At 20.7% G+C, this 18,775-nt stretch carries 10 protein-coding genes; all 10 read right to left on the bottom strand.

The genetic code is table 11. The annotated features are described in order from the left end of the window. Positions 1-3,352: 3,352 nt before the first annotated feature. A complete protein-coding gene (locus tag F0310_RS04990) occupies positions 3,353-3,898 on the bottom strand; it encodes a chromosome replication/partitioning protein (protein WP_182117870.1) in 546 nt (181 codons plus the stop codon). A 56-nt stretch (positions 3,899-3,954) separates the two neighbouring features. Then, positions 3,955-4,710, bottom strand: coding sequence for a ParA family protein (locus F0310_RS04985; RefSeq protein WP_182117869.1), 756 nt, complete (start codon positions 4,708-4,710; stop codon positions 3,955-3,957). Beyond that, entirely contained in the window at positions 4,686-5,270 is a 585-nt protein-coding gene (locus F0310_RS04980; protein ID WP_182117868.1) for a DUF226 domain-containing protein, read from the bottom strand. Before F0310_RS04980 ends, F0310_RS04985 begins: the two co-directional genes overlap by 25 nt. A gap of 44 nt (positions 5,271-5,314) precedes the next feature. Next, positions 5,315-6,421, bottom strand: a complete 1,107-nt coding sequence (locus F0310_RS04975; protein WP_182117867.1) for a plasmid maintenance protein — start codon at positions 6,419-6,421, stop codon at positions 5,315-5,317. A 4,039-nt stretch (positions 6,422-10,460) separates the two neighbouring features. After that, positions 10,461-11,303 carry a hypothetical protein gene (locus F0310_RS04970; RefSeq protein ID WP_182117866.1) on the bottom strand — a complete coding sequence of 281 codons (843 nt, stop codon included), beginning with the start codon at positions 11,301-11,303 and terminating at the stop codon, positions 10,461-10,463. Between the two features lie 169 nt (positions 11,304-11,472). Then, positions 11,473-11,661, bottom strand: a complete 189-nt coding sequence (locus tag F0310_RS04965) for a hypothetical protein (protein WP_182117865.1) — start codon at positions 11,659-11,661, stop codon at positions 11,473-11,475. A gap of 169 nt (positions 11,662-11,830) precedes the next feature. Further along, on the bottom strand, positions 11,831-12,790 hold the full coding sequence (locus tag F0310_RS04960) for a hypothetical protein (RefSeq protein ID WP_182117864.1): 960 nt from the start codon (positions 12,788-12,790) through the stop codon (positions 11,831-11,833). A gap of 559 nt (positions 12,791-13,349) precedes the next feature. Continuing rightward, positions 13,350-14,126, bottom strand: coding sequence for a hypothetical protein (locus tag F0310_RS04955; RefSeq protein ID WP_232535978.1), 777 nt, complete (start codon positions 14,124-14,126; stop codon positions 13,350-13,352). An 841-nt stretch (positions 14,127-14,967) separates the two neighbouring features. Beyond that, positions 14,968-15,120, bottom strand: a complete 153-nt coding sequence (locus F0310_RS04950; protein ID WP_182117863.1) for a hypothetical protein — start codon at positions 15,118-15,120, stop codon at positions 14,968-14,970. 250 nt (positions 15,121-15,370) lie between these two features. Further along, complete coding sequence (locus F0310_RS04945; protein ID WP_182117862.1) at positions 15,371-16,159, bottom strand: hypothetical protein; 789 nt, start codon at positions 16,157-16,159, stop codon at positions 15,371-15,373. Positions 16,160-18,775: the final 2,616 nt, after the last annotated feature.

The raw sequence follows: 18,775 nt of genomic DNA, 5'->3' as shown, positions 1-18,775 counted from the left end.
TCATAGAAATTATAGGTAACAAATAATTTGTTATCTTTAATTAAGATAAAAATCTTTCTTCTTAAAAGAAATAGATATTTCTACTACATATATAGATATGAACTATCACTGATTTAAAAAGCAAAGTCTCTTTCAATAAAACCATCACTTGATACCCATTTTAATCATATTAGCTTAAACTAATTTTATAATTCAAAATAAAATTTGAGTATCTTTACTAGATGAAGACATTAATAAACATTTTTTATTGTTATCTTTTCTTGTTATCAATATCTTTGAAAATTTAATATCTTTCCTTAATTAGTATAAATTAAAATGAACACTCAAAAATAAATGTTTAATTTTATTTAGAAATCTATGAAGAATAAAAAAAATGAACTATTTTTCATTTAAGGGTACATTTACAATGATACCTTCATTACAAATGGACTCGAAGAATTACAAAAGCCACAGGTCCAACGGTAAACTGTGGCTTTAACTTTTATCAAATTTAAAACAAATTAAATTTAAAAATTTTAAAAATCCATAGTTTAAATATATTTTAGTAGAAAATTTAAGCTTTTATCAATATTTCAAGACAGTAAATAAAAACACCCGAATGCATCAAGGCAATCAGCTGTATTACATTTAGAATTATCAACACAGTAATAAATATCATTAACAATGTTTTATATATAATTTTAAAAATCTGTCTTAAGAATATTAAAAATCGGAATTATAGTAAATATTAGTTGCAAATTTATTGATTATTAATTTAATGATATCTTTTAAAATAATAATTTGTATCGATTTTAATCGAATTATAATTTTAGTTAAAACACCATATAGTACAATAGTACATATGTATATTAATAATTTTAAATATAAAAATTATTAATATTAAAATTTTCTGGTAACAAAATAATTGCATTAAAAATATAACTGTCTGTTACTAACTTTCTATCTTGACAAAGATATATAATCTATATCATATTATTTTAATTACACAAACGACATTCATACCGTGTAAAACCATGGAAATGGGAAATATAATGCAAATATATATTATTGGATATTGAAATTCATAATTACCATTAAAATAATCTTATTAAAGCAAATATCAGCATCTGTAACTGTATTGATAGTCCATTTACCAAGCAAGCTAGTGTTTTGTAAACAGTCAAATTTTTGTAAATTACTTTCTATATTTTAATGAAGTTGATAGAATTTAAAAGTTAACAAGAATACTAAAATTAGCATCTTAAATAGATCTCTATTTATCTTATCGATATAACAGCTTTGAAAAAATGAGATGAATGATCAGGCTTAGTGCCAAAATAATAATAGCTGATTGGACTCTGCCTCACTTTATACCCTTTAATAAAGTCTATTTATGCATTAAAGTTGTCTCATTAATACAAACAAAACAAGAATTAAAATACAATAATTGGAAAAAATATCACTGTTTTTATCTTTATAAACACTTATAATTAACTTTAAAATAGTACATGAATCATTTTTAAAGTTTAAGAATATACTCAAACTCCAAAAGCTTATATGTTTTCTCTAACTGTTTAAACAAATTAGTAAGTATTTTTTTCCTATTGAGTTTGCTAAGATAAAATATACTAGTACCTTTTATAACAATCACTACTCTAAATTAAAAACTTAATAGGTAACTATTATAATAAAATATATTTTAACTAAATATAAATATCTTACATTAGAATGAAATAGAATAAAATTATTGTTCTATTTCATTCTAATGATATTTTTTGATTAATAGTTAAATACTTCTCTTCAAAAAGCTAAAATCAATATAATTCTCTTATAAATCTTTAAATCCAAACCTAATTCTAGTTATCTACATAAATTTGAATAATTGATATTTTCCATTAAAGATAAAACCTTATTAAAAGAAAATATCAATTTAATTTTCTTATCTTTAAAATAATAAAAATAATCATTTATATAAAAGTTTACAACTCAATAAAACTTACAAAACTATCTACTTATCTTTCAAACTTATATGACGAAAAAATAGATCCCCTACCAGAAAGCCATCTAAATCAACCCTCACTTGAACAAAATTTATTTTTCAAATTATGGATTACCTTCTAATTTAACTAATTCAGCCCTGTCTAAAGAATAAATATAATGTTTACTGGCATTGTTATTAACACCAAAAATAACACCGAACACAAATTTTAATTTATCTTTTAAGACAAAAGATCCATTAACATACAAAACTTTTGCAATATAAGGAATAGTTAAATTCGATTTAAATTAAATCTTGTTTTTCCTTCTCAACTTTTAAATATCATGTATATTATATGTAAATAAATTCTTCCAAAAATAAAAGATTTAATATTTATAGAATATGATAAAAACATACTTAAACTTTTATTGCCTTTTTAAGGTCTACAAAAACATAGACCATAAATCAAAGAAAATTTTATCAAAAATCATATTTTATAACTTACGACCAACCTATCAGCAAAAATCCTTGCATCATTTTATAAATACTCCTAGTAAATTAAAATATGAAAATACTTATTTTCTATATTGCATATGCTTTAAATAATTGCAAAAACTATATAAAGCTTTTCTTCTATCACTTTTAATCAAAAAAGAACATTTTAACCTTGATATAACTTTATGTTACCTATTTTTAATACAAATCAATATTCTAAAAAATAAATAAATGAATAATAAAATATAAATACAATAAGCTTTTTATACACAATATACACGAGGAAACAATAACTTCTACTAGGAATTTATATCAAAAGACTACGTGCAATAGTTATCACAGCTTTAAGGTATGATTAGAATAATATCAAACTAAAAACCTTTATAATATTAAACTAATTGCTTTATCTACTAATTTTGTTTAAAATAGATTAAATTTTGAAATTTAAATCTATTCTAAAATATAAACAAGATAATTTAATATTTGTTAATAAAATAATTAAAATTAAATATCTAGATTTAAAATACTTAAAGCTTTTGCACCTAAATAATAAAATCAACAAAAAAGAAAATACAATTCAAAATAGGGAATTAGAGTCCCTAAAAAATAATTTACGAAAATAAAATAATTACTAGTCTAAATCTAAAGGGTTTATTAGAAACTCAGTAGCCAAAGCCTCTAATAAACCCTTTGAGGTTACAGGTCCTTATATTAAGAGTGACATATTGCATGTCAATCTGTACTTACTATAATATATAACAATTTTTAATATTTTGCAACAAATTTTTTTGTATTTTTTTAAAAAAAAATACAAAAAAATTAAAAAACATAAAACATATTCTTGTTGTATATCTATTTTTCACAAAAATTTATAAAAAAGATTTATAGTCTTACTTAAAACTACCTCCTCTTCTTTCTTAAAGCTTCATACTCATTTTCTATTTTTGTCAAATATTCTTTATCTTCTACAAAAATTCTTTCAAGCAAGAAGCTTGTAAACTTTGCTCTCTGTTTATAATAAGAATAAGCTATAGGACATTTAAGCTGAAATCTTAAAGGCCTTAAAGGATTTTGTTTAGATTTTTTTATAGATTGTCCTTCTTTATCCTTTAATAAAAACATAGTTCCATTAATACCATTATTTATGACGTACTTTTCTTCAACAATACCTTCTTCAATTGCAGTTGCTATCTTTAAATATTTATAAGTTTGAGTCCTTGCAAGTCGATAATCCTTAGCAAAATCATCAAAAGTAGAATAATTATCTAATTTATAATATTCATTATCTTTAATTTCTTTTAAAACTTTCATTGCCTCTATCTTACAAAAAATCTCCTTTTGAAAGTTAACCCTTAATTTTTCTTTCAGTTTATTATAATGAATAGATATCTCTTCTTCTGCTGTCATCTTTTTGGATAAATTTCTCTTATTGATCTCTAGATTCATTTATAAACCTCCTTTTACCTTACGTACACTAAGTGTACACACCTACTTATTCAACCTTAAAACTGATTTAATTCTATCTTTCCTATTAAAGTTAAAAGTATATGTTGATACTCTTTTATATAATCTTTTCCTAAATCAAAAATATCATTCTTAGCAATCTTTCTGTTTAAATCTTCTCTCTCAGATACTGTACCTAGAAAATTTTCATTTTCCTTTAAAATATTTAGTAGCTCTTTGTGTGTATTATTCTTCTTAAATTTGGTATTAATCAAATAAATTGGAACTTTTATAGTTAATTTCTCTATGAAAAAATTAAATAAATCCAAGCTCTCTACTGCCCATTTTTCTGCTGTGATTGGCACTACTATATAATCACTACATACTAAAGCATTAGTTAAAGTAAAATCTAAACTAGGGTTTGTATCAATAATAATATAGTCGTAACTAAAACTTAATAACTTCAGCTGCTCTTTAAGCCTAAATTCCTTATATGGAATAGCTTCCGAATTAAATTTGTGTAGAGTTAAATAACTAGGTATTAAATCTAAATTTTTATTTATATTAACAATAGAATTATCTATATGTAAATTTGATATTAAAACTTCATATATATTTCTATTAAACAAGTCTATTTTCTTCTCTTTTATTATCTTAAAATAATAGCTTGTTGTTGATGCTTGAGTGTCTATATCTATTATTAGCACTTTGTTTTCTTGCGCTAAAAGGGTTGAAAATACTAAACTTGTAGTGCTTTTTCCAACGCCTCCTTTAATTGAAGCAACCGTAATCACTTTTGTGTCTTTTGTACCCATTTTGGAATTATACCTCCTTCAGGTAGTGCTTTACCGTAAAATGCATAAAGCTCCCTCTCTAGTTCATTGACTATGTTTAATAGAGTTTGATAATAGGAACTCTCAATTTTATCTGCTTTTAATAAGTTGTGTAGGCCACTTAAATAACAAAAAATTCCTCCTTTTTTAAATCTAAATTCTATATATTCACACTTTCTAAGAGTATAAGTTTCTCTTTTATTGAAATTTTTTACTAAAAATGCTTTATCTAGCTTCTTAATTCCATAATAAATACCTAAGAATGCATCGTCATCTCTTGTGGAAAAAAGATGGAACATACTTATATGTTCTATATTAAAAATCCCTCTAAGAGATATAAAAAACTTGGTTGGATCCTTCTTGCTGATTCCAAATGTATAAAAATCATTAAATATCTTAGTGTGGTATACCTTACGTCCTTTTATCTCTTCTACTTTTGAGAAAACATTCTTTTTGCTTCTCTCTTTTTTTATTATTTCATTTTCATTGTTTAATTTTAATTCTCTTTGCTTTTGCTTTAGTAATTCTAATAAAGCTGTCATATTTTCTTTTCCTTGATGGCTAGTCTTTTTATATTATTATCTCATTATTGTATCATTTTTAGCAATTTGTAATGATATGTGTTGTCAATTAATTTGCTATACTTCAGCTCATTTTCAGAGTTAATAAACCCTTTCAAAGCTGGTATTAACTTCTCTGTGCTTATCTTGTATCTTAACTGTTCTAATAGAATACTAAAAATGTTATTTTTTATGTCATCTATATTTTCTTGTACTGAATAAATTGAAATTTTATTCTTGATTTTATTTATTATTCTTTCCAAATCCTTGTACTTATACTGTTCTAATATGAAATGAGGCTTTTCTTTGTATACTTCATATACTCTTTCAATTTCTTTTCTTAGGTTTTCTTTTCTATAGTTTTTATCTATTAGTTCTGCTTCTACTCTTTTCAATACTTCTTTTAGCTTTTCTATCTTTTTTTTATGCTTTGTTCTTTTATAACTTATCTTATATATATATCCCCTTTTATCTAAAAAATTTTTAATACATCCCCTTTCATTTCCATTTTCTTTAATCTTTTTTTTTAGGAGATTTAGTTCTTCTTTATCAAGTAAATTTATTGTTCTTTCGTGTTTTTTTATGTCTTTTATGTGCTCTATTTTTAGAGATCTGTTTATTTTTAGATTTAATAGAAGAAATGGAAGTTTTGTTTTAAATTTACATTTCTTTATGTATTTTACTAATGCTTCTTCTTCTCTTTTATTATTTATATTATTAATACACTCCCATTTTAGACTCCCATTTTCTTTTTCATTAGTTTTAATTCTTTCTTTAAATTTTTTTATCTTTTCTTTCTCAAGGTTCTTGAAGTGAGAGTTTATCTTGTAATGACATTCTTTTTTAGGATATTGAAGAGTATAATAAACTTCGCTTCCACATTTTTGACCCAAGTGTTTGCAGTAGTTGAGAGTTACTTTAAACTTCTTTTCAAGTTTGTATAAATAATTTTGTAATGTTTTCATTTTAATTGTTTTTTGATTATTTCTCTTTAAATTGCTGTTGAAAAAATATAGGATATTGTTTTGTGTGTATTTGTTGAATTTTAAGTTTATAAAGTTAAGCGTTGATATCAATACAACTAAATTAGATTGATATCTATTGGTTTTATCCTCTTTGCTTTTGTTTTTCATCTCTTTTACTCCTAATATAAGTATTTCTGACTATAGAATAATTAATAGTACAATTTATCTGAAAAGTAAATACTTATTCTAGCAAATATGAAAATAAATATTAACTTTTTTATTAGATTAAATATATTATATAGTTTATTTATTTTAAAATTTTTATAAAATACTTTACAGTTTTATTTTTGTACTTTACAATTATTTTTAAATAACTTATGATAAGAGTAAGAGTATCAGAATTACTATTAATTACTTTAAATAAAGTAATTAGTAGTAATAAGTATGATTAAGAATGAGTTTTATTAAACTTTGTAATAAAAAGATATGGGGTAGTTATATTAAAGAACTATTTAAATATTATTTTTTATATTTCAATATTCTTTTAGAAATAAAAGAATAAGTTTTCTTCAAAAGATATCTAATTTCTTATATTTTTTTGTAAAAATTTTTAAAAGGAGTTGATAGTAGATTTTTGATACTTATGTAGTGCTTTGGATCTTCTATTTATTCTTTTAAGTGTTTATTGTATAAATTTTTTTAAACTAAAAAATTTGTATTAAAAATATTAACAGTTAGTTTTTTTAATACAAATTTTTGGTTCTTTTTAATTAGAAATATTTGCAAAATATAACATATCTATATCATAGATTAAAAGAATTAAAATGTATAATGCATATATGCTGTTTATGTTTTGAAACATATTATTTGCAGATGTAGCATTCTTTTCTTTTTATATACGTTGCAGATAAACTATAGAATAAAGTAGGAAAAATATATAAATAAAATAAGCATTTTTATGCATTATTACTTATTTTTTTTAACTCTTTTTTAACTATTTTTTAATTAATTAGTTTTGTTTTAATTTCTATAGCTTTATTTCTATAAAATCTTAATGTTTCATTTAAACTTATATCAGTTTCATTAGTATTATTATTAATTTTTTTATGAGGACTAGTGATTTTATTATTACTGTTTTAATTTTTAATCTTATTTAATATATAATTTTTTTATTGTATTTTTATTTCTTGAATTGAAATTAGATAAAGTGTATTTATATAGCCATGAAATTTGACAACTTTATTAATGTCCTTTTCTATAATAGAGCTTTCAGTAGTATCACTGTATTCAAATAAGTATTAGAATTTAATTTGATTTATTACTTATTATTAAGTTAATATTTTGTTTACTTATTAATAGTCTATCTTTAAATTTTAATTTTTATGATTTTTTGTCAAGTAAATTTCTTATTATTTTGATTATTTCTATTATAGTTGGTCTTAAAAGTATTAATATTAACATTATTTTGAATGGTTTGAGTCTTCCAATGATTATAGGTTTGTCTTATCAGTATTTGTCAAAAATTTAAGTATTCTATTTTTGTATTTTCCATATTTTAAATTTATTTTTAATTTATACATTCGTTTTAATAAAAATTAAATAAAGGTTAATATGTAAAACTATATTTTTATCAGATGTATGACATATTGATTATAGTTATAGTTTTACATTAAAAATTTACTAATTACTATATTTCAGAAGGAGTATTTAAGATTTCATTTTATTTTGATCCATTTTAGGAGAATGTATTTAGGTATTGTAATTTGTTAGTATTTTTATAAATTTTGTATTTATTTTTTATAATTTTATTTATTTGAAATATTAGGTAATATATGTAAATAGATTTTCTGTAAGGATTTTTTGAGAGTTTTAGCTTTATTTTCTCATTTTTAATCTCAATTTTATATTTTGCTATTAAGTCCATGATAATAACAATAAAAAAGAATCAAATAAGATCCCTATCTCTCAATATTGAAATTTAGCAGTAATTAATTTAAAGTTATTATAAGCTTCTATTTTATATGTTAAGTTTTAGGTTTAGTTAAACAAAATCATCTGTAAATCTTGTTTTTGATATGTAAATTGTATAATTTTATACAGATGATTTATTGGATAATATAAATTCTCTTTTTGTAAAGATATTTTTATAAAAGAATTTTTTATTTGATTAAAATCACTTTTAAATAAAGTTATTGCATATATTTTGTCTTAATTGTTCTATATTTTCGTTTTTATCAATAATTATTAAATTATTGATAAAGCTTTTAAATTTAATTAATTTAAAGTTTTTCTTCTTAAATTATATATTGATATTTTACTTAATTTAAGTTATATTCGGGATGATTTAAGTTTTAAATTGATATTTATTTTGTTCAAAAATATTAAGGGAAGTACTAATTATTCTTTTGGTTATTATTAGCTTTTAAATCATTTTTGAATACATCTTTTCTTTTTACGATTTATCTTAGAGTTTTTTAGGTATTATTTTTTTTAAAGTAATCAAGTTTTTTATAAAAGTTATCTTTTTAATTTTTTTAAATAAGGTTTTGTTTATATTTGTATAAAGTTATCAACAGTGTTATTGATTCGTATAAAGTCTTTTTAATTGATTTTATTTTTATATTAAATATTTTGTTTATTCACTGTTTTCTATGTTTTAATTTTTATAGTTCATTTTTTTAAAAAAATATGAACTATAGTTTTTGTTTATTTTTGTTTGTTTTATTTTCTTCTTATAGTTGTCAAAAATTTTGATAATTCATTTAGCATTAGTTAAACTTTTAATAGAGTCATATATCTAATTTGTAAGATCTTTTAATTTATAACTAGATTTAAATTTTTTGTTGAACTTTTTGTGTTTAATATTTATTTTGTGTGCTTTACTTTGCTATTGATTATTGATTTCGTCAATTATTTTAAATTTAATCGAATATATTAAATTTAAAATAATTGATCTAGATATGTATCATTATCAACATTAACTTCAACTATTGGCGATTAAAAGCTTTATTTGTTATTACTGATTTTAATGCTAATATTATGCATTAAGGGAATTGATAGTATTTTTCAGTTTTTTAATGATTTTATTAATAAATATATTTTTAATTAATGATCTTTTTTATATTAATTGTTTTAAAATTTTTTAGTGACTTTTTAAGTTCTGATAATTTTTAGTTTTTGAAGCTAAGTGTGATTGTGCTATTACACTTTGTGTTTTTTAAAATTGTTGTATTATTGCTATAAATTTTATTCTCTTTCTATTATTAATCTTGGGTTTTATTAAAAGAAATAAATTCAATATTTTTAATTTCTAAGTCTTTTTTTGAGTTAAAGTTCAGAGTCTTGAATTTCTGTTATTTTATTGTCTAATTTATCTTTATACGATATTTATTCTTATATATTAGTCTTTAACTTAATTGACTTACGGGGGCTTAAAAAGCTTTATAAATAAATGAGATATTTATATTATTATATTTTTTCAATTATTTTTTAAATTTGTTTATTTATGTATATTCTTTCTTGTACTTAATTTTAAAAAATTTTCAAATAAGCATTTCTAATCATTATAATTTATATTTGTATATTTTTATTAAAATTTTAATTTATTTTTTTTCTTTTTTAAATATACATGTTAATTGTGTTAGTATAGTAAGTTGCTTTCCAAATGTTTTTATTTTTAATTTTAATGGCATTTTTATTAAAGTATTTATGTATTAAGTATCATCATGTATATTTTAATAGTTTTTGAGTTGTTTATTAAATTATTATATTTTTCAATAATTTATTTTTTGTGCTTTATATCTTATCTATTGTTTTTATAAACATTCCAACTTTTTTGTTAAAAAATAAGATCATAATTCATTTTCTATACTTGGATTATAGATGGATAAGAAAAATTAATAGTTTTATAAAAACTATGATTAAATCTGTAACTCTTGATTTAAATCTTATTCACAGTTATTTTTGGGTATAAAAATAATCTTTTTTCTTTTTTTCTTTTTGAACATCTCTATCTATCATTTTAAAGCATTAATTTAATTTATTATCTAATTTAATATTTATTTTTAAATTACCTTTAATTAGAATAAAAAATATTTATGATAAGTTATATATTTTAATTAATATTTAAAATATAAGACGTTAAATTAAACAAATGAAGCCTAATCTTCGGTTTTATTTAAAGTAAATTAGGTTTTGAAAACTTTATCTAAATGAATATTCTATTACTTAATAGTAATTGTTGAATTAAAAGTCTAGAAGATAGATATTCAAGTATTTCGATAATGTTATAGCTTGCTGAGAAATGATATTGATTTGTGTCATACTGTGTGTTTTCAAATATTATATTGTTATCTATTATTCTAAATTTATTAAAACTGAAAACAGTTTCTTCATTAGTTTCTTTATGTTCTAATTTAAAGATTATTTGGTTATTAAGTTTTAATGTATAATTACCATTGTTTATGTTTTCATTGATTTTTTTGAAACTTTTTGTTAGAGGATTTATTTTTAACATAAATTTTTTTTTGTATTTGTCTGTAAAATTTAATATATATGTAAGCTTGCCAGTGTTTATTATTTCATGAAAATGCCTGCTTTTTGCAACTTCTTTCATGTTTCTAAGATTCTTAGATTTCATTTCTTCTTCTTCTATAAATATGCTTAATGATTTTAATAAACCATCTATTATATTTATTTTTTGTTTATTTTCTTTGATTTGGTTTTTCATATTAATTAATATAGTTGGTTGTATTTGATATGTTTTATTATATTCAATAGAATTGAATTTTTTTTTAATTTTAAGATTTTCTGTTTCTTTTGTTACTGTTATTTCTATAGGCTGATATTTTTTATCTTTATTTTTTCTTTTTCTTGCTTTTTTGTTGTTTATGTTTTCTTTTTTTGTTTCAATATAGTTGTTTTCTTTTGTTTCATCCTCGTAAGTTATGTTTTTGGGTTCATTTTGATTTGTTATTTCTTTTGCGGGTTTTGATTCTTGAGAGCAGCATAATATTAATATAGATAATAAAAAGTTTATCATTATATTCATTTAATATTCCTAAATGTAATATTTTAAATTTTTAAATATCTATTTTGGATAAACTTAATTCTACTTATGAATAGATATTTAACTAAAATTAAGTTTTATTTTAATTAGAGTTTTAAATTTAAAAATTTCTTAAATTAATTTCTCTCATGCCTTCTAAATGATCTTTATGTTATTCTTCCTCTTCTTCGTATTCGTTTTCTTTAAAATTGTCTATAAATATAGCATTTTTTATATTTCTATCATTATTATGGTAGTATTTATCCATTATTTCTAGTGTATGCTGTAGCATAGCAAAAGGTCCTAAACTACAAGATGCTGTTAAAAAACAAATTAAAACATAAAATGTCATTTTCAACATTTTAAAACTCCTTTAACCTTTGTTATTTGTTATTGCTTTAGTAATTAAAATTTTAACATCTTTTATTATATTTTATCAATTAAAATTAATAAAAATATTAAATTGAATTTTTTTAAATAAAAAGATTTTCATTAAATAGAGAGTCTCTCTTTATTTTTTTGATTATTGATTAATCTTTTAGTAAATTTTTTAATTTTTTAATCATGATTATTTCTTCTAATAGTATCTGAATAGATGCATCTAGTGTTAGTTTGTGTAGAGGGGATTGGAAACCATCTTGTTGTGTTTGCATTGATATTGTTTTTGATCTTAGATTATCTTTGGAACTGAATTTTACAAAATTTAATTTTGTATAAATATTATCATTCCCAAGTAGAATATCAATCATATGTTTTGAAGTGATCATTGTCTGTGTAAGTGAATTATTGTATATTTTTTTTAAATCATCTATTAAAAGTTTTTTGATAGGTAATATTATGTTTTCTTTAATATTATTCTTAGAAAATAACATTATTTTTAAGGCATTGCCTTGATTAACGAGTTTTGAAAGAATTAGGGGGTTATTTCCTAAACTGTTTAAGTTTTTAATGTGTATGCTTTCTAACTCTTGTTCGTCTATAAGTAGTCTTAAATGGGTAAGGTTTGCATCTCTTATAATGGGATATTCAGTTTGACTTGTTAGCATGGAAAGACTAGCTTTTATGGATTTTAATGCTGGAGTTATGTCTGTAATTAAATATTCTTTAAAATAATATGTTATTGGATAGTCATTAGAAAATTGTATTTGTATTTTTTTGCTTTTGTTAGTTACAGGTTGCTCAGGAATAACTTGTTGTTCTTTTATTTTGATATCTTTCTGGTTTTTATTTTCAGCAGTAGTTATAATGGTATCGGGATCATCTTCCTTTTGGTTAATTTTATCTTTTTCATCATCTATTATTATTTTAGTGTCGTCTTTTTTTTTATTAACTATATTTTTAATCTTTTTTTTATTTTTATTCTTGAGTTTAGATTTTTCAGATATTATTTCTTTTTTTATATTATTATTGTTATTCTTTTTGTTATCTTGTCTACATGCAATTAGACAAATACAAGATAAAAAGAATATTGATAGCAATATTTTATCCACTTGTGTCTCCTTAGATTGAAAGTTATTCTATTGTTGATATATTATAAATTGATAATTATTATATTTATAATGCTAACATTTTAAGTAGTTTTATGCAATTAGAGTTTCAGTTTTGAATTTTAAAAGCTTTAAGTATAATATACTTTAATTATATTTTATTAAGAAATGAATATGTATTTGAATTGGATTAATTTATTTTAAGTTTTTTTAAAAAAAAGGAGGCTCTATAAAAAGAACCCCCAAGGTGAGAAGAAGATAAAATGAGAATTATTAACATCTTCTTTTAATAGATTATTTCTATGGTTAGTTTTGTTTTATATTATAAAGTTAAGCTAACTTACTAAACTACCATAAGTAGAAGGTTTGTCTTACAAATATTGGACTATTTATTAAAAAATAATAAAATATGAGAGCCAAAGTCTATTGTAGACATTATAACCTTTAATTTTTATATTAATATAAAATTATACTTATATTATATCTTTAAAAAGAATTATCTTCAATAATAAATATAAAAATTTAATATTATTTTTATATAAATGTTCAAGTATAATCTTTATTATTTAATAAATTCTTTTAATTTTTTATTATTAATTAATATTTTTAATAATTTATTAATATTTTTACTAATTGATAAATAGTAAAGATACTTTGTCTCATGTGAGTGAATAAGTTTTATTTTAGTTAATTTTTTTTCAAACTCAAGAAAATTGAGAAATGTCCATTTATAATCAATAGTTATATAGAATGAGCTTTCAAATAACAAACTTCCAGATTTAGGCCCTTCTTTAATAGCATTGTATATGCTTAATAGGCCATGATAATTAAGATGTGGAACTAGATTTATTGTTCTTTTGTTCTTATCTTCAAAATTTAAGCTAAATTTTATATTATTTTTATCGTAAAAAAGATTAAATTCTGTGTGTTTTTTAAGCTTGATTAAGTTTTGTATTCCTTTGCGATTCATGCTTTTCTTGTGAGCAAGAATGCTTATAGATTTTAGGCTTGCTTTAGTAAGTAAAATATGATTTTGATTTCCCAAAGCTCTGGTTTCTACTTTAATTTCCATGCTTGAATTTAAATTCAAGTTATATGTTCTAATATAATATTGAGACTGCATGAATGGATTGAAGTTATCTTTAAGGTTGCCCATGTCAATGAGGTTATTTTGGATAAAAGTGTGGTCAATAAGTTTATTATTAAAAATACTATTTTCAGTATGGTTTTTAAAATTGACCGGAATTTTAATTTGTAAAAAATCACTATTTTTGCTTGCTTTTTCTGATTGAGTAGGCAAATCATGAATTTTATTTTTTATTTTAATAGGTTTTGCCATTTTAATTTTCCTAAAGGTAGGTTTCTTTGTATATATATATATTTATTTTATTGAAATTTAATAAGGAATTTATGCCTCCAGTTGAATATTTTTGTTCTACAGAGAAAATAAATTAAGATTCCATTTAAAGAGTCTTTATTTATAATAATTATTATATTATTATAAATAATTTTTATCAATAAATAATAAATTTATTTTATATTTATTGATAAAAATTATTATTATTATTTTTAAAATATAATAGAATAGGGCAGTTTAAATTTATAAAAATAAGAGAAATGGAATATTATATTTATGAGCTATATTTGAAGGTAGCCCTTAGATATAATTATATTATAGTGTTTAATTTTATTTATTCATAAATAAAACCTCCCTAGCTTAAGTAAGTTAGATTATCTTTTAAAAGATAATCTAACTTGCTGGTTGTTAATTTAAGGTTTTATTAATGGTTTTCATTTTTCTATAAGCCTTCATTGATTTTTATTAATTAATTTAATTTTTATTAATTAATTTCAATAATTTCAATATGTTTTTAATGTTTTTTAATAGAAAAAGAAAAATAGATTAAAAAATTTATATAAGGAATAGAAGAAATGCATACTAACAACAATAATATGTTTAGAAGTTTCACTATAAGTATTGTTAGTCCCAGGCAAGACTTTTTAATGGTTAATATGTTTAATTTAATTTTTTTAAATATACCACTAATACTTTATTAATGGTATATTTATTGAAAAAAAAAGAATAGATAATATTAATTAAAAACATGTTGTTCTAAATCTTTCTTAAAAATTATTTATCAATATTAGCTTATAAACTTAAGTTTTATTTTATTTTTCTATTACTTTGCTTTGCCCTTATCATCCTTTATTATTTCTTTGCTGCGGTATTTTTCTTCGTCAGCTTCATCATCATTGTTTATCATGTTTTTACTGTCTGGTAAAGATTTACATGAAAACAAAATAAGTAAAAATAAAAAAATGATTTTTTTCATTTCTTTCTCCTTTATATCTAGTGCTATAATAATAACAGTTATTATTTTATATTAGATATAATATGATACTATCAAAATTTATTATAAAAATCTAGTTATTTAAATTTTAATTTTATTAAATAATTTTTAATTGAGATATAAACATTTAGTAATTAATGTATTCTTAAAGCAAGAGAGTTTTAGGCTTTCTTGCTTTGATTAATATATTTATACTTTTTAGTACTTTTTTTTATTGAGAACTTTATAGAATTTATTTTTCCATTTGAAATAGTTTATCAGTATCAAATGGTATTGTGTTTATTGTAATTTTTCCTTTAGAATCAGTATATTTAACAGTTGCAAATTTGGTAATCTTGTTAACAGTAATTTCTTTCTTTTCTCCTTTATGATCTCCTTTTAATATTATCATAGGATCTTCAGAATCAAATCCTCTTAAAATAATATTACTATCTTTTTCAGTTAATGTTATTATATTCTTCCCGTTAGTTTTAACGGATTCTAAAGTTTCTATGTTAAGAATAACATTCCCAGAACGGTTTTTTATTTCTTTCCCTTTAAAGAAGGTTTGTTTGTTATTTGTAACACCGGTACTGTATATTTTAGTTTCTTGTGTATTTTTATCAGCTGTTTTTGTGATTTTGTATACTCTGTTTTCGCTTATAGTTTCTTTTTGAATTGTTCCATTAGGAAACTTTATTTCAATTTCTACGGGCTTCTTAGTTATAGGGTTAATTGTTCTTTTGATTGTAGTACCATCTTTTTTTGTTTCTCCTTCTATACTAGCTCCATATTTATCCTTTCCTATGAAGGAAGAAGAACCATCAGAATATGTAGTGATGGTAACATTGCTGCCATCAGATTTTGTAGTATTGATAATTATAGGTTTATCAGGTTTTATATTCGCAATTGGTTTATTAGGATCATTTTTTTTGCTTTCACTGTTTTTATTATCATGATCGCCTTTATTTGTAGTTTTACCACTATTATTACAGCTAATAATAATTAATAATAATATTAAATAATATAATATCTTTTTCATAATAAATCTCCTTTTATATTAATATCAAATTATATAATATTTAATAATATACTTCAAGTTTAAATTATATTAACTATTATAAGATTGATTTAATAATGATTTAATATTAAAAGGGAAAGAAACTCAAATTTTTATTTTATTTAATGTTGCATTTTTGATTTTTATAACTAAACTTTATATATTATTTTAATATATAGATATATTTCTTCATATTAGTTTAGTTCTTTTAAGAATTAAATAATATCGTGTTTTATAGTTTGGTATTCCTTTAAATTTAGTTATTTTGAAAGTTTAAATATTGGTGTTGAAATTTATATATTTATTTGTTTCTCTTGGTGTTAAATATGATTATATTCTTTTCAGGTAGAGGAACTGATATTTTTAAGTGATATATTCCATTTCAGTTAGTATTATCTTATTCTTGAGTTATCTTATATTTTTATTCTTCAAATTGAAGATCTTCATAATTCTTTAGCTTTATAATCTTATCTTTTGTAGTTGTTTTTAAATTTTGTATATGTAAGAAAGCTTATTTTTCTATTTTCTTTAGTTTCAAAAATTCTATATTGTAATTTTCTATTTTGCTTTTTATTTTGTGTGTTTTATTAGTATTTGTTATTTTTATTCAATGTATTTGTTATTTTTATTCAATATATATATCAAGATATTTTATTTTGGTTTTATAATTTTTAGAGATAACATTAATTATGTTTCTTACAATGAAATATTTGCCTTTATCACTCTTTCTATACATTATTATTCGATTTTCCTTTATCTATCACCTTATAAATTTATTAGCATAGCTTTTGATCTTTGTGCTTTCCCAGATATAGTATATTCTACTTGATCTTTTTTATTATTACAAAGTACTAGATTTGTTTAGTTTAAACTTTATTCCTATTGTATTTCTTTTAGTTATTTATTTTGAATTACTTTATTATTACAGGTTTTATATTAACAATTAGTTTATTAGAATTGTTATCTTTTTTATTATTGTATGCACTTATTTAATAATATGATATCTATATTATTGTTTTAAAATATAAGATTTTTATTATAAGAGAATATAGAGTGATATATTAATTTTATTAAAATAATATGATGTATAAATAAAGAATTTAGTATATATAGAATAAATAAATAATTAATAATTGAAATTTTAGATTTTTTTTATTTGAAATAAATCTTCAGTTTTAAATAGTTTTTATATTTTGTATTTATTAAGAGTAAATTACATTTAAAACTAATGAAATTTATTAGAAAACAAGGATTTGAATCTTAAAAAGAAAATAAAATTGTTATAGTAAGAAGTGAAGCAAAAACAGTTTTGAAATTTTATTAAAAGCTTAAAGTATAGTAATGCGGTGCATGCAATTAGGTAAAGTAGATTAGGATTTATTTGGATATATTCATAGCTTTTCTAGATTGTTATAAATATTAATATCACAATATAATAAAGTCTCTGGTTGAAGTTGGCTTTAATATTAAGATAATATAGATATAAAATTGTATTTTAAATTATTTTTATTAATATATTAAATTTTTTAAAAATAATGATTTATTAAATCATTGCTTTATTAGGAAAAAATTTATTTTTATTTTTTTAAAAATGGAAACATTTCTTTTTTATATATTAGTACAGTAATACAAAGTGAGATATAGGCTTTAATATAAAGATATTTTTTGAAAAAAGATAGAGAGGGACAGGTGATGTGTAATAATGTTATTAAAATCAGATAGTAAAATTGAGAGCAATATCAAGAAAAAAAAATTCATTAAGAGGAGTTGCTAATTTAAAGAAAATAGAGTAACTATTTGTTAATGATAAATTAAATTTAATAGCTATGTATGGAAAAATAGGATATAAGAAAGCATATGTGGTGTATCCTGCTATTATTGCGGATCTAAGAGTAATTAATATTTGAGGGCCAATTAGAATGCTAAAACTAAGAGAATCAATTCGTGTTTCATATTTTAGTATATAAAGGGTGAGAGAAGATGTAAAGTATATGCTTAGGATAAAACTTGTATGTAAGGGGTATAAGATGAAGTTGATAGGGATGAAGTTTAATTCAAGCCATTCATTATAAGATATAGTTATTCCAATGAATGCTGCATATTTGTAATGTTCATTATAAAAATTTAAATTTATATAATTATGTTGAACTATGCCTATTTGTAAGGGTTGAGATTGAAAGTTTATGTTACTGCCAGCTAGTATCCATTGTAAATAGTTGTTCTTAGTATTTAATTCATCACAAAATGAGTGAATGCATAGAAGGATAATGATACATTTAAAAATTATCTTTTTCATTATTTACTATTTACTTATATATTAAAATTTTATCATTTTATTACCAAATAATAAATTAACATTAATATAATCGTAATTTATAAAATTATAGATAGTATTAACAAAGTTATTAGAGAATTCTTTTCATTATTTTTTATGTTAACCTTGTCAGTATTAATATTTTTTTATTTAATAAGGAATTTTAATCTTAAATTTTTGAAAAAAATTATGTACTAATTAATTATTATTATAATTAGTTGTTATTAGTACAAAGTTAATTCCCTATCCTTTTTTTTCTTAAAAACACCTCTTTTCCTCATACT

The sequence above is a fragment of the Borrelia sp. A-FGy1 genome, assembly GCF_014084025.1.
Lineage (GTDB): Bacteria > Spirochaetota > Spirochaetia > Borreliales > Borreliaceae > Borrelia.
Note: the sequence above shows the minus strand (reverse complement) of the source record. Positions and strands in the feature narration are given on the sequence as shown.

Excerpts from the sequence above, each read along its gene's own strand:
- F0310_RS04965 (WP_182117865.1), bottom strand. The coding sequence starts at position 11,661 with ATGTTGAAAATGACATTTTATGTTTTAATTTGTTTTTTAACAGCATCT.
- F0310_RS04985 (WP_182117869.1), bottom strand. The coding sequence starts at position 4,710 with ATGGGTACAAAAGACACAAAAGTGATTACGGTTGCTTCAATTAAAGGA.
- F0310_RS04975 (WP_182117867.1), bottom strand. The coding sequence starts at position 6,421 with ATGAAAAACAAAAGCAAAGAGGATAAAACCAATAGATATCAATCTAAT.
- F0310_RS04990 (WP_182117870.1), bottom strand. The coding sequence starts at position 3,898 with ATGAATCTAGAGATCAATAAGAGAAATTTATCCAAAAAGATGACAGCA.
- F0310_RS04970 (WP_182117866.1), bottom strand. The coding sequence starts at position 11,303 with ATGAATATAATGATAAACTTTTTATTATCTATATTAATATTATGCTGC.
- F0310_RS04950 (WP_182117863.1), bottom strand. The coding sequence starts at position 15,120 with ATGAAAAAAATCATTTTTTTATTTTTACTTATTTTGTTTTCATGTAAA.
- F0310_RS04980 (WP_182117868.1), bottom strand. The coding sequence starts at position 5,270 with ATGACAGCTTTATTAGAATTACTAAAGCAAAAGCAAAGAGAATTAAAA.
- F0310_RS04945 (WP_182117862.1), bottom strand. The coding sequence starts at position 16,159 with ATGAAAAAGATATTATATTATTTAATATTATTATTAATTATTATTAGC.
- F0310_RS04955 (WP_232535978.1), bottom strand. The coding sequence starts at position 14,126 with ATGGCAAAACCTATTAAAATAAAAAATAAAATTCATGATTTGCCTACT.